Origin of the sequence: Sulfitobacter maritimus (genome assembly GCF_013346665.1) — a bacterium.
GTDB lineage: Bacteria > Pseudomonadota > Alphaproteobacteria > Rhodobacterales > Rhodobacteraceae > Sulfitobacter > Sulfitobacter maritimus.
This window is the reverse complement of the sequence record NZ_JABVBB010000017.1, coordinates 36,432-59,809: the sequence shown is the minus strand read 5'-3', so window position 1 is coordinate 59,809 and position 23,378 is coordinate 36,432. Positions and strand designations below refer to the sequence as shown.

Genomic DNA, 23,378 nt, shown 5'->3' with positions numbered 1-23,378 from the left:
TTCTACTTGCCGCTTTGATCTTATCGTGAAGCCCTTTCATTCTCCTTTGACCTCTTCAAAAACCAGCTCAGGCACAACGACCTCCCAGCTCGCGCGTTTAAGCAGGTGATGAAAACGCTCGCCTGCGTCTTCTTTGCGCCAATGTATAATGGCCGCGATCTCGCCGGTGACAAATTTCGTGCCGACCGGTGGCGCGAATGCTTTGGACATCCGCCCGAGGGGCCGCCCTTGAACATCCTCGATCTGCCAGCGATCTCCGATACTAGAGAGCCTGATTGGCGCGCCGACCTGTGCTTGGGCGATTGCACTATGAACAGCATGCCGATCACCTTGGCGCCCTGCGAATGAGAGGTCGACCATCTTCATTTCAGGCGATTGAAAGAAGCGGCGTGGGCCGGGTACTGACGCCAAGTCAGGCACGACCTGCCGCGTGATCACGGAAGGCGACACAGTGGGAAGATATTCATGATTGTCGTTGCTCATAACGATCAAATTACGCCGCGCACGGGTCATAGCGACATAAAACAAGCGCCTCGGCGCGTCTTGATCTTCGTTTCGTGAGGGTCGCTCCCAGCCGCCATCCATGATCACGACATCATCAAATTCGAGGCCTTTGGCGCGGTGCGCGGTCAACAACTTGAGTCCGCGTTGCTCGCCCCATGAATCCTTCGACCATTCGGCAAACCATTCAATAACATCAGGTGTCGGAAGCGCCTTACCGTCAATTTCACGCGCAAGTTGGCCGAGGCCCTCGCCAATTCGGTCGGTCCAACGACTTAAAGGTATTGCGTTCAGCGTTTCGGTGAGATCCCTTACGCCGGCCCTCGCCACACGCCTTTCGCGCAAACTGTCTATAAACATCCGCATCTCGCGGGTGCGCCACAGACCTGGCAGGTTCTCGTTCGCCATTTCGACGGGAATTCCATGCGCCTCCGCGAAGTCGCGGACCGGGAGAAGTCTGCGCCAATCACGCGAGATGATAGCCGCCCCCTTCCAACTCCAATCTGGAATCAGTTTTGAAAGACGGATCATCTCGCTGATTGCCGCAAGGGCCTGAAAATCGTTCCCAGCCGGACAGCCAAGAATTTGGACCCGCCCCTGCGCCACCGGGTCGAGGCTTTCCATGATACCCCCAGCCGGGTCCTTTTGCCGCGATTGATCGACGGCGATCTTATGCCCTGTTTTCATACGTTCCCGAGACCCGTCGATCACCGCATTTGCTGCGCTGATGATGTTTTTCGAAGATCGATAATTGTCCGTCAGAAAAACCGGCTTGGCCGAATAGTCTTGCTCAAATTGCCGAATGTGGCGCACCGAGGCACCGGCAAACGCATAGATATTCTGGTCGTCATCGCCGACAGCGAAGAGGCTGATCCGTTGATCAGGATCATCAATGCTGCGACCGGCCACTGCCGCGATCAAAGCGTATTCCTCGGGGCCTACGTCTTGATATTCATCGACGAGAATCCAGCGGAACCCCTGGATCAAGGTCTCCCGCAGGGCCTCGGCTTCGACCTTGTCCAACCCATCCCCACGCAAGAGACGTGTCGCGTCGGTCAGAAGCGTCCCAAAATCGGGATCATCCTGCCCGGCCCGTCCGACGAAACTTGCGCCCACCAGCCGCATGGCCAAGGCGTGAATGGTCAAGACTGTCACAAAGCGAGCATCGTCGCCGATCAGTCGACGCAAGCGTTCCCGTATCTCGGAGGCAGCGTGGCGATTGTAAGCAAGTATCAAAATGCCGTTTGGATCTTCACGCTTGATCCGAACCAGATAGGCGACGCGATGGACCAGCACACGTGTCTTACCTGAGCCCGGCCCCGCAAGCACAAGCACATTGGTCTGCTCGCGGTCATCACGCACGATCTGCTCTTGTGTCGAATTTCCCAACTCGCTCACGATCTCGGCATAGGACTGGGGCGTGGCCTGCCGCCTGAACTCCGACATCCGCCCCGGCATCCAGGCTTTCATAAAGTCGGCCTGATCGAGAGAGAAATAGTCATGGGCCAAACGCTGAGCGGTACCAATATCATCCATTCCCTTAGCCGCATACGCCGCCATCACGTGGGTCTGGACGGTTTGTTCGCTGTAATGGTCTTCAAGCGGCGCGAAATGTTGGGTGGTGAAGCCACCCCCCTTCGAATTGATGTGCAGCGTCATGGCCGAACGGAACACCGACAGCCCCTTGCCCAGTGTGACGACTTGCTGCTCGTGCAGCCACAACAGCGCCCGATCCATAAGCTTCGACGGATCATTGACAGACGCGCGCAACAGCGCGTCGCTGTTGATCGCCGCAAGGAAATCACCAAGCGTAGTCTCAACGGCGATATCTTTACCTTTTACGCCCGCCTGAACCTTGTCGATCAGGTATGAAACCAACCTTTCCGCGGCCTGTCGGCGAAGTTGGGCGGTCTGCTCGATCACGGACCACGACCGCTGCATTCGAACCAGAAGGCTGCCCTTGGATACCTTGCGCAACCCGATATTGCCCCTGCCGCCATCCATGTCGCGCCCATCCTGCGCAATCCCACGGAGTAGGCCCTCAACGATGTCGGGCCGAACAGAGGCGTGTCCCTCTTCTCGTAAAGCCTGCGCCACCGAGGCCAGATGGCAAGGCCAAGCCTCGTTGATCTCCGCGTCCGGGGCTTGCTCTCGCAGGATCGCAATCAGGTCGGCTTCTAGGCGGGACGCCGCTTCGAACCGTTTCGGTGACGCATTCTCAATACGAACATGGACGAAGATGGTGATGTTCGTATCATCCTTTGCGATCCCCAGAGCTTCAAGATCTGCCAAAGCCTTGCGCACGCCCGACACCGTGAGGCCACTCACGCCGCACAGCTCGTCCGTGGTGATGCCATCTTCCTGCGGCGCGTTGATGATGTGTTGCACAATGGCCGCCAGATCCGTGCGGCGCCGTTCGGTAAGTTCGGCGGCTGCAAGAATTTCGCGGACCTCCTTCATGCTTTTCACCCGCAGCGACGCGGGGAACACCTGCACCCGGTTTTCTTCGCGGTTCAGAAGGTGCGCTTCTTCCAACCAAGAGACCGCAGTCTTCACACGCGTATCGTCGGTATTGCTGTCCCGCTGGAAATCGCGATCTTTTTCTTCGTGAACAATTTCCCCAGGCGTCGCAACGATCTCACCGCCTTTGCCAGTCCGAGAATCAAGGCGTCGCAGCGCCTTTAGGATCGCGGCGATCTCATGCCGTGCAAGGCGCGACCGCGCACTTAAGCTAAACTGCCGATCAACGTCTTTGGTGTCGAACAAGAGAATGCAATTTGCCGGTTCACGATCCCGACCGGCGCGCCCCGCTTCTTGCAGATAATTTTCTAGCGATCCCGGCACGTCGCCGTGAACCACCAAACGGATGTCCGGCTTATCCACCCCCATGCCAAAAGCATTGGTGGCGGCAATCACGCGCAGATTGCCCACGCGAAAGTTCTCTTGAATTTCTTGTTTGTCCTCAGCGCTCAGGCCTGCATGATATCGCTCAGCTGCAATGCCCTGTTGCTTTAGAAACTCTGCCACACGCTCTGTGGCGCTTCGAGTCGCGCAATAGACCACTGCACCTGAGGCTCCCTCGCGCGGAAGTTTGGACTCGATCGTATCGAGGATATCCGCCATCTTGGTTGCCCGCTGGGTTGGCAGCACCGCGAAGCTCAGATTTGAACGAGAGGCGCCACCGTCTATCAACGTCAATTCAGCGCCCAATCGCTCCTCGAAATGACTGCAAATATCCTCTACCACGTCTGGTTTTGCTGTCGCAGTCAAACAAAGCACAGGAGCCGGTTCGTCGCCGGAGCTTTCCTTAATAAAGCGCGAAACGTAACGATAGTCAGGCCGGAAATCGTGCCCCCATTTAGACACGCAATGCGCCTCGTCCAGCACCCACAGGCCCACCTCGCGCTGCGACAGAACCGACCGAACCGTTGTGCTGCGCAATTGTTCGGGCGAAATGAGCAAGATGGCAGCGTCACCAAGCCGCACCTTATCGAGCGCAGCCTGACGCTCCGGCAACGACAAAAGGCCATTGATGGTGACCGCCGAAGAAATTCCTGCCCGTACCAAACCCTGGACCTGGTCTGCCATCAGGGCCACAAGCGGCGATATGACCACTGTCAAAGCCCCGGTCTTGTCGAACCGAGACAGCGCGGGGATCTGATAACAGATGGATTTGCCCGTGCCCGTCGGCAATATGCCCAACAGATGGTCGCCCTCCATAGCCGTGGCAACGATTTTTTCCTGAAGGGGACGTCCGTTTTCATCAGCTGGTTCAGGACGGAAACTTGCAAAGCCAAACCATCGTTCGAGGGCCCGGGTGGGATCATTATGCTCTGCGCAATAGGCACAGTGCGGATCACGACAATTCGTGTCTCTCAAGTCTCTGACGAGCCGTGCTGCGTCGCGGAATTGCGCCCGCACCCAAGGCGGCATAACAGAATCCCCACCCGCGACCGAAATCCAAGCAAGGGCATATGCCATCGGCCAGCCCAGCCCAGTGTCCGAGAGCCGGTCGAGCACAGCGTCCACCTGCGCACCGCATGCTGCCTCTTGCAACAACATCTGAATAGCTCTGTGCGCTTCCGCCTCAGTAGGGATGGATGCTCCGCGCAGATCGCTGAACAATCGATCGAACCCGCTGCTACCAGGACCCCGACAGCAAAGCCAATGATAGGCTATCATCGTCTCTGGCGACGACGCGTTCAGCGATACGAAGGCCTCAATTTGGTTGCGTAAGACCGCAAACACAAGACGCGCATCGAACTCAGGGTCGTTGACGTGTCCACTTTGAAGCCGCCCATCGTGGTAGTGTTTGACCAGCTTGTGATAAGGGTTGTTCGGGAAAGCCAAGGGGTTAAGCCATAGGGTATCGATCGGGCCTTCCGCGTACTTCGCAAAGCGCGGCGACACCGCCATAAGATGCGGCAGGTCGTGGCGCAGAATATTATGGCCAATGACACGCGCGAAACCCGCGCAGTATAAGTCAAGCTTTTTAAGCGCGGCCTTCAAATCACCTTTCCGATGGACAATCCCCTCTCCTCCACCTTCCGGCACGGCAGCGAAGGCGAATATTCGGGCTCCTTTAGGATCGACCTCCAAGTCAATCGACAAGCAGTGCGACAAGATCTCGAAAGGGTCCTGCGGCGTGTGAATACCGATATCGCCCCCCGCATCAGCCTTTGATGCCTCAGGCCGCTGTGGCCGAGCACGGGCAAAGGCTTTCGATATACCTCGTGAAATTAAATTTTTCATACTCGCAAGTTAGTGCTACTTTTAAGGAGCGGAACCATCGGAAGACATTTGACCAGAGATGTTCACACGATGCTATGTCATAATTCCTAGGTGTGGCCAGTTGCTCTTAACTTCGGACATGGTGTCATGAGAATTTCCAGACCACCGGTTGCACAATCGCTTTCCACTACTCACCTCAAAGAAAACCCTCATCGCTGAAGGTACTTTTAGCTACTGTTTTCCAGCTTTGAACGCCCTATGGAAAAAGGGCTGCTTCGATTTCTCGAAGCAGCCCTACCGATTGTCTACCGGTTTCTTCCATTGCCATTTTCGATGGCTATTTAGGTAAACTCTACCACCATTATTTCAATCCACGTGCCCGAAGGCACGAAAGTTCGTCGTTCAAGCGCATTTTAATCCACGTGCCCGAAGTCACGAATTTGACCTTCACAACCTGTTGCCGCTCCAGTCGATAAGAAACTACGTCTTAGGATCTCACGCTTCAAGAGCCGCCACGATTTTTTTTAGAAAACTGCTCTGAGCCGCTCGAAGATGCGCCCCGACGGTAGGTTAGTCTATCAGCTGGCGACCAGAGGTGTTTGGAACCAAGGCAGAGGCGTCGTTCTGATCATGGCGCACCACTCCCTTGACACCCGATGTGCCAAAAGTGGACTGCATGGCCTTGACGGGGCGCCTACCAAAAAGATGAGCGCCAAGGGAAATCGTCCCCGGTCTGACAATCCTCAGCCCCCCCCCCACCGACCCGCAACAGCACGCCCCTCAGCGTGCAATGCGCATTGCGTCCCGCTCTGTTCCCCTAGCGATCTGATCGCGATACCAGTTGGGCTGCCGCCCCTTACCGGTCCATGTCTGTCTGGTATTTTCCGGGTTGGCAAAAACCGGCTTTGAAGGCTTTCTTGCCGTCTTTTTCTTCTGTTTCGGTTTTGCACCTTCCGCTTCAGATATGTCGTCCAAAGAGAACCCATACTCAGCAACAGCTCGAGCAGCTGCTTTTTTCGCTTCTCGATGATCTCGCGCCGTAGCCGCGGCCAAAGCCTTTTTTACGTCTTTCAAGAGCTTTTCCAGCTCCTTGCGTGACATTGTTTTCAGTTCATCTTTTGCAAACATGTAAGTTTCCCCATTTTCGGTGTGCTGGCGCGATCAGTCAGAGCGCTTGTCAAACATTCTATCCAACCCAGCAACACCGTGTAATGATAAAGGCTTAGAGCGCCCATAACATCTTGTGGTTGTGAATTACCTAAACGCCAAAGAGATGACTAATATCAATATGTAGCTTGGGCGTATCTTAGAGGCGGTATTATTCTGCTCTATAAGGGCCATAGTAGATATATATTGACTTGGAAAATGAGACAGATGACTCTGATATTTACAGCTCACCTTGGTCGAAGGAGTCTTTTTTATGTTCCGCCAGAATGCATGGCTTGCTCGTATTTTCCTAGCCGCTTTGCCAGTCAGCGCTATGGCTGACCCTTTGCCGCCGGGCGCCAGAACCCCCGCGCCTCAGCAAATCATGGCCGCCTATATGGGAAAAACGGCGATATGGACGGAAAATTGCGAAGGGGGCATCTATTTTGGCCCCAATAATCAAGCGCGGGCTTGGTGCGCTCAAAACAACACAAGCTTAGGGGCGGGAAAGTGGAGCGTCGATGCCTATGGACGCATGTGTCACGAACTCACATGGTACTGGCCGAACAACGGGCGAGCGGGCCGCTCCGCCGGCGAAAGCAGCTGTATTCAGCATGTCGTAGACCGCTTTGACCGTGTTTGGCGCAACTATCCTGGGCAAACCGATTGGTGGCCTGTCAAAGGCGATCCGAACTTGGTCCGCGGCTATACGTTCAGAGACGAGATCAGTGCAACGCAGAGAAAGCTCGGCATATGAAGCTCTCTCGTATACTTCGGGTCAAATGCCAACTTGGATAAGATGACCCGGCAAAAAGCTGATGACCCTGCTGGCATCATGCAAGCTTCCATTCCTTCAAAGCGTCCATATCGAAAATTGGGCATGAGGCACGGATTTTCATCCGCCCTTATGCGCGTGGAAAACGCTTGGGGGGGGAAAGACCGCGCATTAGAATGATCTGATTGAAGCTAATATATGAACGGCTACAGCCGAAGCTGTAGCCGTTACTGGGACGGCCAAGGGCTGTAGGATCCAAGGCCGCGTTTCAAAATGTTCGGCGGCAGGGAACTTGTCAATGATTCTCCATCTTCCGCGAATCAACTTGGCTGGCGCCTCTCTCCTTCATCACCAGTCCACTCCAAAGTGAGCCAACGTTTTCCGAGAAGAAACAGTAGCACAATCTTAGATTGCAAATTGGGCCTAAATTGTGCAATTGGGTGACTTGTTCCTGCCTCAATTTATACTGGTAGCTGCATAGATGTTGCGGCTACGCGGGCCATTCGGTCCGGAACCCCCAGTCGCCTACCAGTGATATTTGAGTGATCCATCCAGGCCCGACGGCCCCATTCCAACAGGAGCGGGATCAGCTCCTTAGGCAGGTCGCTCCTCATTGGAAGGCTTCATTCGGTTCTTTGCCTCACGCGCTTCTATGCGGGGGAGCGGAAGATGCGAATGTTCAAATCAAGCCATTGGAAAGAACCAGCCAAGAAGAGCGCAAAGAGGCAGCGTGGATACCATGAGCCTCGCATCAACCGAGGTCTGGCTGACCGCGTTTTTCTGGATCCCAGCCGCAAGAGAAAATCTCGCGTTCTCCTATCCGCCAGCACAGTTGCGATTGGGGTAGTTGCTTGGCTGATGCTCTTTGCCATGACCGTGGGCTCGGATGGGGGGCTGGAAGCCGCTTTGCCCGAACCCATCGGCGCGTTGAAAGGACGCACCACGGCATCAGACCCCCGTGCCTTTTCCTTGCGCCAAACAGATCAGAACCCCAATCTTGCGCCGATCGATCTTCACGCTCAGCAGGAAGCGCAGAAGTACCAGTGCTCTACAACTGGTAAGGAAGAAGGGTCACCTTCAGCGCCCAATCAAACGCAGAAAGTATTTGCAGTTGTACCTGCCGACCTTCCTTGGGCAGCCAAGTCCCTCGACGAAAGCTGTGGTACTCTCCATGTGGTTCTGCCCACATGGTTTCATCTGACAACCACAAAGGGCAGGGTCGAAGTGCGCGGCGTCACTGAAGAAACCCGCGATTCTCTGTGGGAATATGCGGCTCAGAACCCGTCCCTGAAAGTGATGCCCATACTTCAGATCGATCCGGCGACTTCGCGGCTTCTGACCACTGAGGGTGGACCTGAGACGGTCACAACAGCGCTTGGGAATTTTTTCAGCCTACAGCCAGCAGAAAACCCTGTGGAGGGTTTCTGCCTAGATGCAAGGCCGCTTACCTCTCTGCGAGAGAATGTATTCAGCACGCTCAGCCGCCAAGTCACCACAGACTTGAACGAACGAGAGCTGGCATCCTGCGTGAAGCTGCCCAGTAGTGCGTCCGATAGCCTGCTGGTCATTGCCAACCGCTTTTTTGATACCGTGATCGTTAATGGCTATCAGGAGTATTGGCTCGGATCTGCGCCCCAGCCCCTTGCCGACAAACATTGGTTTGATCGCCATATCGCATCGCTTCAAAGACACGTCGCGCCCGGCAAGCTTGTTATTGAGCTTGGCACGCATGCTGTCGATTGGATCTCTGGGCGCCCGCGCCCAGAGATCCAATCCTTCGCCAAGATAATGACTGCGCTTGCTGATCAAGAGAAGCAGCCGGAGTTTGCCGCTGCAGTAGGTAATACGCGCGCGAGCTATGTAGACGGCCAAGGCCGCCAGCACCGGACGTGGATGCTGGAGGCCGCTTCTGCGCATAACCAAATTCTGAACTTGCAGGACCGTGGGGTAACCGCATTTGGTCTTAGCGGGCTAGGCTATGAAGATCCGGGAATATGGGCGGTCATCGACCAAACCACACGAGGGCGCGGCCTTGAGCGCGAGAGCCTCCAAAATATCGTTTTGTCGAACTACGTGGAGCTTCTGGGGGACGGGCCCTTTGTGGCACCGGTCTCGATGCCCCAAGTGGGAAAGCGCCTGATAGAATTCACCGATACCGGCAAGATTTCGGCGGTCTCCTATGAGGCGCTTCCGCGAGCCAGTATCGTTCAACTCTATGGGGGAGGGGCGCCCAACCAAGTTGTTCTGACTTTTGATGATGGGCCGCATCCAAAGCATACACCCGCCGCCCTGGACATTTTGAAAGAGACCCAGACGCCGGGATCTTTCTTCGTTCTGGGCAACAGCGCAGTAGCTGCGCCGGATTTGGTTACGCGCATTCTGACAGAGGGGCATGAACTGGGCTCTCACACTTACTCACACCCGAACATGGGAAAGGTCTCGGCAGCCCGCGCGAAGGTAGAGATCAACTCTACACAGCTGCTGCTCAACGGCATAACAGGCAAAAACATGCGGCTTTACCGTGAGCCTTACATGCGCAGCGGAGGGCCGATAACCTCCAAAGAAGTCGCTTCTCTCATGCCTTTGGAGAAAGCAGGATACATTATCGCGGGCATGGATATCGTCCCCCGCGATTGGATCACGCAAACTGCCGATGAGCTTGCCGATGAGATCATCCGACAGGTGGAGATCAATGCCGGCGGTGTTGTTCTGTTGCATGACGGAGGAGGGGACCAAAGCCAGACCGTGGCGGCCCTACCGCGGGTGATCTCCGAACTCCGCGAACAGGGATATACATTCACCACTTTGGGAGAGCTCTTGGGTGCGCCGCCGGACCTGCTCATGCCCGAAGGGAGTCGCGTAACATCGACCTTCGGCAACATGTCTTTTCTGGCGATCGGAAGCAGTTGGTCTCTTCTAAAAATCGCGTTCTGGTCTGTCTTCGCCATCGGGATTTTCCGCTCGGTGGGTCTTTTGCTGCTGGCCACAAAGCGCAAACGCCATGTTACGTCTCCGACAAAAGACACGCCTTCCGTCACGATTGTCATACCTGCATACAACGAAGGGAAGGTCATCGAAAAATGTATCCGGGAGGCCCTCTACTCCGACTACCCCGACTTCGACATTATCGTTGTAGATGATGGTTCGACCGACAACACTTACGAGAAGGCGATCAGTTTCGCGCATCATCCGCTCGTGACCGTTCTGAGACAGCCCAATCGGGGCAAAGCCGCCGCGCTCAACGCAGCACTCAATGAATCCCAATGCGAGGTTTTGATCTGCATTGACGCGGATTCACAGATCGCACCTGATGCCGTCGGGCTGTTGGCAACCCATTTCGATGACCCTCAAGTGGGCGCTGTGGCCGGACGGGTCGTGGTCGGCAACCGCGGCAATCTCCTCACGCGCCTGCAGGCACTGGAGTATATCACGGCGCAAGCTGTCGAGCGCCGCGCCAAGGAATATCTCAATGCCATCACGGTTGTGCCCGGAGCGATTGGTGCATGGCGCGCCACGGCACTTATGGAAGCTGGCATTTTTTCTACCGAAACGCTGACCGAAGATGCCGATATGACAATGGCAATGCTGCGATCAGATTATCAGGTCATTTATGAAGACCGCGCTGTGGCCCTTACGGAAGCCCCCACACCCCTCAGGGCTTTGATGACCCAACGTCTGCGTTGGTCCCTGGGCATGATGCAGGCGGGTTGGAAACACCTAGGTGCCATAGGAGAACGCCGCAGCTTGGGTCTCGTGGCGCTTCCGGATTTGGCGATCTTCGGCTACCTGATGCCCTTCATCGCACCTCTGGCAGACCTGTTTCTCATACTTCTCCTTGTAGAGTTTTTCATGACCTTTGGAGCCACAGAACAGGATTACGCAGATCTTCTGACCAACCCATTGCTGATTGCATATCTTGCTTTGCCAGCGCTGGAAATTTTGAGCGCCGTTATCGCGTTTCGGTTCGACCCCAAGGAAGACCGAAGCTTGCTGCTTTTGCTCCCCTTGCAACGCGTTTATTATCGTCAGGTTCTCTATATTTGCGTGATCCAAGCCGTCTGGCGGGCGGCAACAGGATCCTTGGCCTCTTGGGGCCGCATGACCCGTGTGGGATACAGATTTGAGCAGGCGAAGCTGACGTGATCGCGCGACGAACATTCCTCAAGTGGGGCACAGCCGCTCCCATCGCTTTGGCTTTCCCAACAACTGGAGTCGCATCCAGTACGACGGTTCAAAATACACTTGTCGTGCTAGATGACCTGTCCCCGGGCACTGATCTCGCCCGAACCGCCATTGTTCTCGACGCACTGATGCGCAAAGGCCTGCCAGTGACCTGTGTGGTCGATCCGACACTTTTGGGGCAGAGCGCGCTGGAGACCGCCAACAGCACGCTATCAGCCGCGCTTCGGGGGCACCTTGAACGCACTCCTGGTCTGATCGAAGTTGTACCGCTTGTCCCAAACCTTGGACGCATGACGCCGTATTTTCAGGCCCGTGCAGCCTATGAGGCGGGGCGCTCGTTGCAGGAGGCTCTAGGTGGTAGCCTAGCAGGGGAACCCTTTGGGGCGGCTAGTCAAACCATTGCCTGCAACCTGGTCGATAGCCCCCTTGCGCCATCGGGCGTGCGGGCGGCGGGCATCCGAAATGTCCTAATGCGCCCTCCCAGGAGCACGGAGGTCAGACCTGAGGCTTGGAAAGACGGCGTGGCCAGAATGGTGGGCGGCCAAAGAGTGCAGCTACAGCAGGCGTCTAACCTCTACAGTCTTTCTCAGCCTCAATCTGTGGAACGCGTATACTATTTGTCTGCACGGGACTTCTCGGCAATTCCCATGGCGGCCCTTGAGGCGGCCGCCACAGCATTCGCATCACAAGCGCTCAGCCAAACGGGAGATCACTGGGTCAGCCCAATCCTTGCCTCCGACATCCAGTTCCGCGACGCCTACGCCTACCGACGAAACGTCGGGCTGCATTTTGTCCTGCCCCAAAATATCCGCGACCCAGACCGCAAAGTCCTAGCGACCTTTCGACAAGAGCTCATGGCTGAAGGAAAGCCCTCGAGCTTTGGCTTTGAGACCTCTTCAAGTCCTGCCGCCGGCTACTGGATCACTTTGCAAGAAACCTCCTCTTCAAGCGACCCTATCGACATCTTCAGACATACGCAGAAAACACCACCCACTCCCCCAAGCTCCGCTCCTGAGGGGGGCTACGGGATTGGCATAAAACTTGGGACCGCTCGTGAAGCCGGATTGACTGCGCAGAACATCCTGAACTTACCAGCAATCCCCATCCAAGATGCCCGCGACCTAAGAACCCCCTTAGGAGCAGCGGCCGGTACAGGGGACTGCGTTCTCGTCATTTCAGCAGATCTTGTGCAAAACCGAGCCCATCGGATTGCGCTGAAAAATGCCCTTGGTGAGATTGAGACGGATGGGATCTCCAATTTTGTGGCGCTTCCGGCCTATGTCAGGCGTATCGTGCCAACCGGCCCTTACATCACCCATCACCGCAGAACCCAGTCCTTCAATCTGCAAGTCACTGAAGCTTCGGGACAGCGAAGTGAGGAAGCACGCGCACAATTGCTGGCGGATGCCAAGGTGGCCTGGTCTTATTTCGAGAAATGGACCAACCCCCAAACTGGTCTTTGCCCTGCCACAGCGAGTTTTGCCCCTGGTCAGCGCAGGCTCCATGAGGCGGTCACGATGTGGGATGTAGGAAGCCACATCTTCGCGTTGATGGCTGCCGTCGACTTGGGCCTGATCACGCCCAAGAAGTTCCAAAGATCTATCAGGCGTATCCTGCCCAATCTGGCGGGGCGCCGCTCCCAAGGCCGACTTTTACCCCAAGGCTGGATCGCCACAGATAAGATCAAATGGGGAAATCGCAACTTTGATGGCTGTGATGCAGGCCGTCTCTTATCCGCTTTGTACAACCTCGAGATCCATCCCCTAGTGAAGGATCGCGCAGCATCGACGGTGGAGAGATGGGACCTACGGGACATCGTAAAAGATGGCATTGTCTACTCCGTCGAAAACGGCCAATTGGAAACCACCTTCCGATCACATTGCGCGCATTATGCCGCTTGGGCGTTTCGAACCTGGGGCATCGAAGTAAAATCACCCTATGAGGTTTTTCAGGGCCGAAGCCCCTCCGATGGTCAGATGGCACTGCTCGAAGTTTGTGGGCATATTGGCCCCCTTGGCGCGGAGCCCCTTCTAACGGAAGCGCTTGAGTTCGGTATGTCGCCGGAGTCGGCTTATCTCGCGGATGTGCTCTTTGCCGCTCAGCTCGACGAGTATAGAGAAACCGGACGGATGATCGCTGTGTCTGAGACACCGATCAACAGTGACCCCTGGTTTGTCTATCAAGGTCTTCAATTCGATGTCGCCGAAAGGGTTTGGGCCACCGACACCGTAGCCGGTTTGGATGCACATCGAACCGAAGAATTTCGAGAAGAGCACCTTTCGATCAGCTCTAAAGCAGCCTATCTGTGGGCATCTTACAGGGACCACCCATTCTGCGACAAGTTGCTATCCTTGGTGCGCGATAAGTCCAAAACGCCTTATGGCTTTGCTTCCAGCATCAATCAAAGAACAGGGGCTGCCAGCAAGACATATAGCGATATCAACACCAATGCCATCATCCTTCAATCCATCGCAGCGATGCTGAAGGCCGAGGCCTGACCCGAACACCGAAACAAAACTGCTGCAAGCTGAACCATCAAAATTCGCATACTGTGTTCCTTCAGCGGCCTGCTGAACAGTGTCCGACTGTCCCGCACGGATCTCGCTTCGCTATGCGAAGGCTCCGCTTAGCCTGCGCCACCCGCGGAGTGACGCCAACTGTTGGGACACTGCTCACAATATTACGCCACACATTAAAGGTTGAGAGCAGGTCGACATCAAGACTATAGCCCGCAAAAGCAAAAATCGTTGGAAGGGCATGACGCCGAGCGCGCCTCTAGGCCATCTCAAGGCCAAACACGACGCCAGCGGGGCAGGCCATCCTGCCGCACCTGTTTGGAAGTTTCTGTCGAGGTCCTTCGGGAAAAAGGCCTAATACTGCTTATGGAGCCCCATCATGGATCGTCGTTTGGACATTCAAGGCCTACGTGGCATTGCCGTAATTGCGGTGATCTTGTTCCACTTCGATATTCCGCCCATCTCAGGTGGCTTCATTGGGGTTGATATTTTCTTTGTGATCAGCGGTTACCTGATGACCGGGATCATTTTAGGTCAAATACAAGACGGTAGATTCGCCTATAGGGATTTCTGCATTCGGCGCATCAAGCGGTTGTTTCCGGCGCTTTTTGCCACAGCTGTCGGAGTGTTCCTTGCCGGGCTTACTCTATTCGCAGCGTTTGATTTTGAGCGGCTTTCAGCGGTGAGCATCCTTGCCCCCTTGGGGCTTTCAAACTTCTATTTTTGGGCTGAAGCAGGATATTTTGACGCGGACGCCATTCGCAAGCCGTTGCTGCACACATGGTCTTTAGCTGTAGAGATCCAGTTTTACCTGATCTGGCCTGTCTTGATGGTGTTGGGGGCGCGCCTTGGCCGTCTGGGTCCCGTTCTTTTGATTGTCGCGGTTGCCATATTGTCGTGCTTTGCAAGTCTTTGGTTCATGGGTGTCTCCCCGGTATCGGCGTTCTTCCTGATGCCGCTGCGCGGGTATGAATTCTGCTTAGGGGGCATGGCCTTTCTGGGGCAACCCTATGTGCCCAGATCAGCTTTGCTCAAGCACAGCTTATACGCGCTAGCCTTGGCGGTGGTGGTGGTCTGCTTTGTTGCCTATAATAAGCTGACGCCTTTCCCTGGCGTTGCTGCCTTGCCCGTTGTGCTGGCAACAGGGGTATTGCTCTGGGTAGGTACCGCGTCTTTTCTGTCTAAGGCCGTTTCCAACCGGGTGCTCTGTGCCTTGGGCGATGTCAGTTATTCTGCATATCTGGTGCATTGGCCGATTGTTGTCTTTGGTTTTTACATTCTTCAACGCCCGCCTGAACCTGCGGAAACGGCAGGATTACTGGCACTGGTCGCTCTTGGGACCGCCGCGCTATTCTTCATCGTAGAACAACCTTTGCGACGCGGTACACATGTCTTTTTGACCGCATGGCGGGCTTCAATTGCGGTGGTTATGGTCGCCTTTGCTCTGCCTTTGCATGCCTGGGGCACCGGTGGGTGGCCCGGACGCGGGCCTGATGCACTCTATTCGTTGAATACACTGGACATGGAAGCTATGGAGAAATTCTTGTGGCCGTATTTCCTAAATTTACAACGCCAACAGGACTATGCGGATGATCCACAGAACATACGGCCTAACGTGTTGATAATCGGAGACTCCCAAGCCGCCGATTACGTAAATGTTCTGGCCGCGCTGGATGCTGAAAAGACCGTTGACCTGATTACACGTTCTGTTTGGACCACTTGCAACATCCCATATCTGGCAGGGGGTATGTTGAAGACCTTCCTGGAGGAGGATAATCCTTATTCAATCAAAGACCCCAATTTGCTAACAAAGTGCCCCGAGATGATGGATCTTGCCACGTCCGGCCCTGCATTTGAGAAGGCGGATGCGATTGTGTTGGCCTTTGCATGGCGTGATGTATCACTAGCGGTGATGTCTGCCTCGTTTCAACAGTTGGCCGCCCGCACCGATGCGCAGATTTACGCGGTCAGCAACAAGACGTTCAAGCGTAGCCCCGTGCAACTCGCAAACCAGTTGGGCACTACCCAAGGCTTGAGTGGTTATGCCTATAAGAATATCCGTTCGTGGACACCGCCAACCAATGCTGTGATCGCTGCAGAACCTGAAGTCGAGATGATTGATATTCTGTCTATGCTTTGCGCTCAAAATGCGTGTCATATGCTGAACGATAAGGGCCGCCCCTTGCTCTGGGACGAGACCCACTTCACACAATGGGGTGTAGAGTTTGTGGCCGACAAAGGCGGGCAGGCCGGATTGATGCCATTTGTGAAGTAAGGGTTCTATTCTTCTCATGTCCCGTGCATATCGGTGACGCCGCCTGTAATCCCCACCTCCACACCCGCCGGAAACGGAATCATCGCCAATCCACCACTACCCGAAACCGGGCAAGCTCTCCGGCATCAAATGTGGTTGGCGAGACGACGCACTGTCCGTTCGGAAGGGCCGCCTCAACCCGACAGTCCGGAAGCAGTCTGGCCTTGATCGGATTAGCCTGCGATGTGAAAGGTTCCTTCGTCACTTGCCGTTACTATACTGCCGCCAAGTAGTCAGTAGTGACCCGGAAACACCATGCCGCCGCGCCATGGCTATCACTTGACGGTGGGCATTAAGCTTTCCTTCACATTGCACAGTTTGCACCATCGGGCCAATGCCGGCGACGACCAGTATCGGCGGCAGAAGTGACTTCGCCTTGAGGGGGGCTTATGTAGTCGGACGGACCATCGAATCGAGGCTGAAGGCAATCGCCGGATGTTGGCGAGACACTCACTCTTTTGGCATTTGAAATTGAGCGCCCTCGAACGGGTCTTTGTCCGAAAGCACCCTCATAACGAGAGCCAGATCATCTTGAAGTGCCATGGATCAACCTACAGGTGCGCACCGCCTTATTTATGCCTCGAAATCACCAAGCTTCCAGCCGCTCTAGCCGTATTCAGGCCATAGACGGAAAGTATCAATAGCTTCAGACGGTCATAACGAAAGGAATAGGCCAATGAAGTTTGCTCTAAAACTAAAGCGGTTTGCCCGCGACGAAGACGGTGCGGTTACAGTTGATTGGGTTGTGCTGACAGCCGCAGTGGTCGGCCTGGCAGTTGCAGTATTTTCCTCCATCGACACCTCTGCTACAGCGTTGAAAGAACAAATCGTATCGGACCTCAATAGTGTGAAAAAAGATACTAAGTAGGTCTTGTACTACTCTCGTAAGGATCAGGGCATGTTTCTCTCATACTAGGACGCAATTCCCTCCAAGGAGCGTCCCGTGCCCTGAAAGGCTACGCTATTCGGTTAGCGTAGCCTTTTTACGTTTAGTACGGGGTGTAGCAGAGCAGATCGCGAGCGGGATGGCCTCATGCTGGCGGCCTAAAGCGTTGTGGGGAGCTATCTGCGTAAGTATTCGGCGTGGTCAGCGGCATGGCACCGGTACATTTCGATGGGTTCTCGCAAGTTTTCGATGCCGAGTAGAGTGAATACAATGTTATTTTCGTTGTCGGGACTTTGAGGCCATCCTTAAATCCATGTGGTCTGGGCGCGATGGGGCCTCCGCTTTGGATCTTGCTCTACCTCCAAGAGGTTCTTCCAGCATCCACGAAGATCCTTGAAAGTTGTCACTCAGCACGCAAGGGATCCAAGATGCTATTGGCAGTAGTTGTCAAAGCGGGAACAATTTTTGTGGCTATCTGGTCTGGCTGCCAATTGAGTCTCGAAACCGAACACTGGACCGCAGCTACTGCGTATCCAGCTTGGTTGCGTATCGGGGCCGCAATACTGATTTCATTTACCATAGCTTGATCATAGGTAATCGAATATCCATCGCGGGCAGCCGAAGCGACGTCTTCAGCGATCCGGGTACGATCCAGGATCGTGGCCGGAGTGGCTGCGCGTAAAGGCCAATCTTGCAGAGCGCTGTCACGAGCATCTTTCTCCCACGTAGCCAACATCGCTCGGCCAGACGCTGTCCCGAGCGCGGGCAGCTTACTTCCAGCAATAGTTGCAGGAAATCTGGACTTCGTCGTCGGCAGGCGAAATACGTAAATAACATGAGCCTGCGTTAGGCGAGCCAGATTGACCGTTTCGCCTAATTCTCTCGACAAATCGATAAGTTTAGGCATTGCCAGAGCGACAAGGGGATCAGACCAGTAATAGGCGTTTGCGAGCTCAAGCCAGGCGAGGGACGGTCTAAAGCGTCGGCTTAACTCATCCTTATACAAAAAGCCCTCAAGGTAGAGTGTGTTTGCCAATCGCTGGACAGAGTTCTTATCGAGACCAGTTTTACGGACAAGTTCACTAAGCGCCAATTCAGTTTCACTCGAATCGAACGCGCGCAAGATCTTGAGGCCCTTAGCGAGAGACCCAACGAAGAGTGAGCTTGGGGGGTTGGGCATGCGCATTCCTAACATTTACGAACCAAGCAGTCGAAAGACTGTTCTTGACAGAAAAGAACAAGCATGGTTGCTTAAAGTTAAATACATTGTATCGAAGTTTAATACGATCGACAAGGCATGAGATTGAGGCTCTGCAAATGGTGTTTGTCCGTTACCGCCAAATGAGCGCACCGCATCTTTGTCGATCTAAAGAGCTAAAACGAAGGAGTACAATAAATGAATAAGCTGTCTTGCTTTCCCTTGACGTTAGCGATGTGCGCCGGCTTCACCCATATGGCCTATGCCGAAAAAGCTACGGACACTCTGAATGTCTCAATTGCTAAGTCTTTGGAAAGCCTAGACAGTTACTACAGCAACTCTCGCGAAGGCATGGTCATGAGCCGCGCGATTTGGGACAATCTGTTGTACCGCGATCCAGTCACAAACGAGTATACAGGAAACCTTGCGACAGACTGGCGGTGGATCGATGAAAAAACACTAGAGATCGACCTCCGTGAGGGCGTTGTGTTCCACAATGGTGAGACATTCGACGCCGACGATGTCGTGTTTACGATCAATTACGTTACGAACCCTGAAAACGGTGTTTTGTCGCAAAGCAACGTGAACTGGATGGAGGGCGCGGAGAAACTTGATCAGTATACTGTACGTATCAATCTAAACAAAACCTTCCCCGCGGCCCTTGAGTATCTTTCCGGCGCAGTCGCCATCTACCCAAATGAGTATTATTCACGAGTTGGCTCTGAGGGGATGAATGCCGAGCCCGTAGGAACCGGGCCATACCGAGTAAAAATGTCGGACCCAGGAAAAAGGTTTGTACTGGAGGCCTTCGAAGAACGCTTTGAAAGTCCAAAAAGAAACGCTCAGATCCAGACAATAGACGTTAGGGTGATACCTGATGTGAACGGCCAGCTTGCCGAGTTGTTTACAGGAAAACTCGATCTTGCGTGGCAGATCCCCACCGATATGGCAGAGCAGATGTCTGGTCGAGATGGGTTCGTGGTGAAAAATGAAAGCACTATGAGAGTAGCCTATCTTCCCATGGATGCAGCTGGGAGAACAGGTGCTGATAACCCGTTTACAAAGCTCAAGGTGCGCCAGGCCGTAAATCACGCCATCGACAGGCAAGCAATTGTGGATAATTTACTTAAGGGCGAATCCAAAGTCATTTGGACAGCCTGCTTCCCGAGCCAGTTCGGCTGCACAGAGGATGTAAAAACCTACCCCTACGACCCAGACAAAGCCAAGGAGCTGCTGGCCGAAGCGGGCTATCCGGACGGTTTTACTACAGACTTCTACGCTTATCGCGACCGTGAATATGCTGAAGCGATAACCAGTTATTTGAATGCTGTGGGTATCAAGACGAATTTCCGAATGCTGCAGTACTCCGCCCTTAGGGATTTGAATAGTTCGGGAGAGGTTCCGATCGGCTCGCTTACGTGGGGTTCGTCATCAATCAATGACGCCTCTGCGATGGTGAGCCATTTCTTCAAGCATGGAGGGCAAGATGATGCACGAGATGGTGCTGTTCTAGCCGCTTTGGAAGTCGCAGACAGTTCAACAGACCCCGCAGAACGCGAAAAGAATTATACAGAAGCGCTCAAGATTATTGCGGAGAAAGCCTACTGGGCTCCGCTATTCTCGTACAATACGAACTATATCATGACAGAAGAAGTTTCATACACACCGACGCCTGACGAAGTCTTGCGCTTCAACGAGGTTAGCTGGAATTAATTCATCTTTGCGCCTTAAGGAGATACCTGTCTCCTTAAGGCATTAATATCACTGCATGACCAAGGTTTTCATGTTTGATCAACGGCCTGATACGCATGCGGCAATCTTATATGATCCCTGATCAAGAAATAAGAAAATAAACCGACTATTGAGGTATCGATGTCTTCTTCCCTTACTATAGATAGTGCAGAGATTCGACTGATTGAGCTACCACTGCTCAATCCGTTCACGATCTCAAGCGGAACAATGTATAATAAAGTTTTTCCGTTACTTACACTACGCAGTGGCCATCTCGAAGGCTACGGTGAAGGGGTCATGGACCTTCTTCCGAATTATTTGGAAGACACTATCCCCGGCGCTTTAGATTTGGCTGAGAAAGCAATTCTTCCGAAAGCTATGGGAAAGAGCTTCGACAATCCAGCAATGTTTGCGGAGATGCTAGAACCCTGGCGCGGGCATTGGATGACAAAAGCCATGTTCGAAACGGCTTTTTGGGATCTTTGGGCGAAATCCCTGCAGCTACCTTTGAGCACACTTCTAGGAGGGCTCAGGCGGTCTGTGCCAGTGGGAGTGTCTCTTGGGATTGATGAAATCAATGCGACTGTTGAAAAGGCGAAAGCGCATGTCGCTCAAGGGTATCAGCGTATCAAACTAAAAATTAAGCCGGGCCATGACTTGGGTCTCGTTCGTGCTGTAAGGAAAGCGCTACCCGATACCCCCCTGACGGTTGACGCAAATACTGCCTATTCTCTCTCCGACATGAACCTGATGTATGCCCTTGATGAACTGAACTTAGACTACATCGAGCAGCCGCTCGCATATGATGATCTGCACGATCATGCCGCCCTACAAGCCAGATTGAGAACCGCTATCTGCCTAGATGAAAGCATCCGATCGGCAAAGGATGCACGGAAGGCCCTCGAAACAGACGCAGCGAGGGTTATCAACATCAAGGTAGGACGTGTTGGAGGCTTCAGTGAGGCCCTACGGATACATGATATTGCCGCTGCGTTTGACGTACCGGTCTGGTGTGGCGGCATGTTAGAGGCGGGTGTGGGCCGCGCCCACAACATTCATTTGGCAAGCCTCCCAAATTTCTCTCTTCCTGGCGATACTTCCAGCTCGAGCCGCTATTTCAAGACGGACATCGTTAACGAGCCGTTAGAAACTGAAAATGGCGTGATGCCCGTGCCGTCAGGCCCTGGAATTGGTGTGACACTCAACCGAGAATTCCTGAGCGCTTCAACCTCTTGGTCTATAGAGCGCTGACTGGAAGCTGCGCACGCAGCGCGGTGATATCTGATAGACCGTTTTTGGTCATGGTTGCTCTCCTCGGACAAAAGTCGCACACCAAACCTTAGCGGAAGAACAACCATGGCCGCCAAGCGACTTGCACGGGCCTCGCTTCGCTATGCGAAGGCTCCGCTCAGCCCGCGCTACCAGCGGGAGTTACACCAACTGTCGGGGCACTGCTCAGACCACAGGTGTATCTGTCCAAACCTAACGCGTTACCGGCCAGCTCCCAAGGCTAACGCGAGCGCGAGGCAAAGGCAGGCCGCCACAGCCAGCACCAGCAAATAAGATCCAAAAAATGCGATCATGATCACACCTATCCTACAGCGCGCTCAAAGGCGCAGAACGTCTATGAGGCGCAATAGGACCAAAATACATCCCCAAGACATGTGGCACCAGATTTATGGCGAGGTCTCGCCCAAAGTGATTAACCGTTTATGCTCTCGTAGCCGGCGCCAAGCCTACCAGAAGGCCGCATTTGCAAGGATTTATCCGAAATTAGTGAACTTGTGCAGCAAGGGAGAACTTTTGCCCTCCTGCGCCTCACTACGCCACCTGAAGGCGAGCGGCGTCAAAGCGCTCCCGCAAAAGGATCGTCCACCACACCAATAAGATTGAAGATGAACTGTCCGCTATTATCTGCAGAAGCAGCATCAAAGTAACGATCAATGCTGTCCTTCGCCGCCTCTACGTTTGAGGTGGCTTGATCGCCAAAGATGTTCAGGATTTCTTGGGCGTCCGACACATCTGACATGCCTTTGATGGCGGAAAAGTAGACACCAAGATCCGCTTTGTGGGAAAGATAGGTAATGTCGCCTCCTTGCGCGCCTCCTATGATACTAAGCACGAAGGTTGCCGGGGACAGGGACCCGTTACTCAGATGAGTGGTCCAAAAGTTAAATCCGGCCTGATCAGGTGTACGGCCCAAGACATTTGCATAGACTGCACTTACAAAACCGGACGTATCGCCTGTATTGGGGTACAGCGCTTTGGCTTCTGCGGATTGGGAAAAGTGGCTCGCGATGGTATGCATATCCATACCTTCCGCCAGTTTATCCGCCCAGAAGTATAGCCCCTCGGCATCGGCAGCACGTCCAAAGTAGGCGACATAGACTTTCGCCAAATCAGAAAACTTGGATGAGCTGAGCCGTGTCAGACTGGAGTAGTCTTCCAAGTCCATAAGGTGATCTGAAAACGCCAGCTGTTCTATGTCGATTAGGGTGTCTCGCCCTTCCGAGCCCTCCCGATCTGTGATGCGCGTCGCACTCTTACTGATCGTAAGAGTATAGCTCCCCCTGGCCCCCAAATAGGCGGCGGTATCAATCCCAGCACGCCCATCGATGGTATCGTTGCTACCACCACCAAACAAGAAATCCGCTTCAGCGCTTCCCCTCAGCGTGTTTCGGCCCGAGAAATCCTGACCTCGGCTGGGAGCAAGATCTCCTGCATATTTCGTCGTATCGATATCTGAATCCCACTCGGCCTTCCCCAATAGACCGCCGGCCGGAAGGTTGGTGAAATCGATCGTCAATGTTGTATAAAGGTCCCCCTGGGCAGGCCGCTCAACGAGATTCACCTCACCAGAGTACGTCGCTGTTACGCGGCCACCCATTTCTTCGAAACCCGGTGCCAGTCTGAATGGAAACCCGACATGTGATGTAGGTGTGTTACCACCAGCTGAGCCTTCACTGGCCAATGAGATGTCAAACACCGAACTGGCCGGGGACAGGTCGATCTCAAGAGATGCCAACCGCTTGCTGGCTGACAATTCATGGACACCAAAACTATAGGATAGCGCCACACTCTTACCGGCCGCCCCACCTCTCGTCCATTGGTCGAGCGCACGCCAGATCAGCTCTTCTGAAGTACCATCCGCGAAAATGGCCGTAACTTCGGCCCCTGCCAAGTCAACGCCACGCGATACGGTATCTTCTCGAATACCAAAAACAGTTTCATGGGCGTCTCGCCGATTTGTCGCGATGTCAATTTTGGTTCGTGGGGGCACCAATTTCTCCAGCCTTAAATGCGTCTAAGCGCTTTTCTCTAAAGACCGCAGTCCGTAAAGCACGCTTTGCAGCTACCTAAAGTCAGAGCTGCCTCTACAGGCACCACCACAATATGCC

Annotated in this window: 11 protein-coding genes; 7 read left to right on the top strand and 4 right to left on the bottom strand. The window is 54.2% G+C overall.

Features of this window, described 5'->3' with window-relative positions:
- Window positions 1-36: 36 nt before the first annotated feature.
- Together HTT03_RS00560 and HTT03_RS00555 are read right to left on the bottom strand one after the other, a co-directional pair.
- Window positions 37-5,253 carry a RecQ family ATP-dependent DNA helicase gene (locus HTT03_RS00560; RefSeq protein WP_246253304.1) on the bottom strand — a complete coding sequence of 1,739 codons (5,217 nt, stop codon included), beginning with the start codon at window positions 5,251-5,253 and terminating at the stop codon, window positions 37-39.
- A 759-nt stretch (window positions 5,254-6,012) separates the two neighbouring features.
- Window positions 6,013-6,360, bottom strand: coding sequence for an H-NS histone family protein (locus HTT03_RS00555; protein WP_174857903.1), 348 nt, complete (start codon window positions 6,358-6,360; stop codon window positions 6,013-6,015).
- Between the two features lie 292 nt (window positions 6,361-6,652).
- Between HTT03_RS00555 and HTT03_RS00550 the strand changes: the two genes are divergently transcribed.
- The 5 genes from HTT03_RS00550 (at window position 6,653) to HTT03_RS00530 (ending at window position 17,033) form a co-directional block, all read left to right on the top strand.
- A complete protein-coding gene (locus tag HTT03_RS00550; protein ID WP_174857904.1) occupies window positions 6,653-7,135 on the top strand; it encodes a DUF995 domain-containing protein in 483 nt (160 codons plus the stop codon).
- An 888-nt stretch (window positions 7,136-8,023) separates the two neighbouring features.
- A complete protein-coding gene (locus tag HTT03_RS00545; protein ID WP_174857905.1) occupies window positions 8,024-11,296 on the top strand; it encodes a trifunctional glycoside hydrolase family 18/polysaccharide deacetylase/glycosyltransferase family 2 protein in 3,273 nt (1,090 codons plus the stop codon).
- Window positions 11,297-11,865: 569 nt separating this feature from the next.
- Window positions 11,866-13,833 carry a DUF3131 domain-containing protein gene (locus HTT03_RS00540; RefSeq protein WP_246253307.1) on the top strand — a complete coding sequence of 656 codons (1,968 nt, stop codon included), beginning with the start codon at window positions 11,866-11,868 and terminating at the stop codon, window positions 13,831-13,833.
- A gap of 397 nt (window positions 13,834-14,230) precedes the next feature.
- Window positions 14,231-16,126, top strand: a complete 1,896-nt coding sequence (locus HTT03_RS00535; protein WP_174857907.1) for an acyltransferase family protein — start codon at window positions 14,231-14,233, stop codon at window positions 16,124-16,126.
- Between the two features lie 715 nt (window positions 16,127-16,841).
- Window positions 16,842-17,033 (top strand): hypothetical protein, encoded by a 192-nt coding sequence (locus tag HTT03_RS00530; RefSeq protein WP_174857908.1) that lies wholly within the window; start codon window positions 16,842-16,844, stop codon window positions 17,031-17,033.
- Window positions 17,034-17,454: 421 nt separating this feature from the next.
- Here HTT03_RS00530 and HTT03_RS00525 read toward each other — a convergent pair whose 3' ends face one another.
- A complete protein-coding gene (locus tag HTT03_RS00525; RefSeq protein ID WP_174857909.1) occupies window positions 17,455-18,231 on the bottom strand; it encodes an IclR family transcriptional regulator in 777 nt (258 codons plus the stop codon).
- 216 nt (window positions 18,232-18,447) lie between these two features.
- Between HTT03_RS00525 and HTT03_RS00520 the strand changes: the two genes are divergently transcribed.
- Complete coding sequence (locus HTT03_RS00520) at window positions 18,448-19,962, top strand: ABC transporter substrate-binding protein (protein WP_174857910.1); 1,515 nt, start codon at window positions 18,448-18,450, stop codon at window positions 19,960-19,962.
- Between the two features lie 159 nt (window positions 19,963-20,121).
- Complete coding sequence (menC, locus tag HTT03_RS00515; protein ID WP_174857911.1) at window positions 20,122-21,231, top strand: o-succinylbenzoate synthase; 1,110 nt, start codon at window positions 20,122-20,124, stop codon at window positions 21,229-21,231.
- A 595-nt stretch (window positions 21,232-21,826) separates the two neighbouring features.
- Here menC and HTT03_RS00510 read toward each other — a convergent pair.
- On the bottom strand, window positions 21,827-23,260 hold the full coding sequence (locus HTT03_RS00510; protein WP_174857912.1) for a DUF4214 domain-containing protein: 1,434 nt from the start codon (window positions 23,258-23,260) through the stop codon (window positions 21,827-21,829).
- Window positions 23,261-23,378 lie beyond the last annotated feature (118 nt).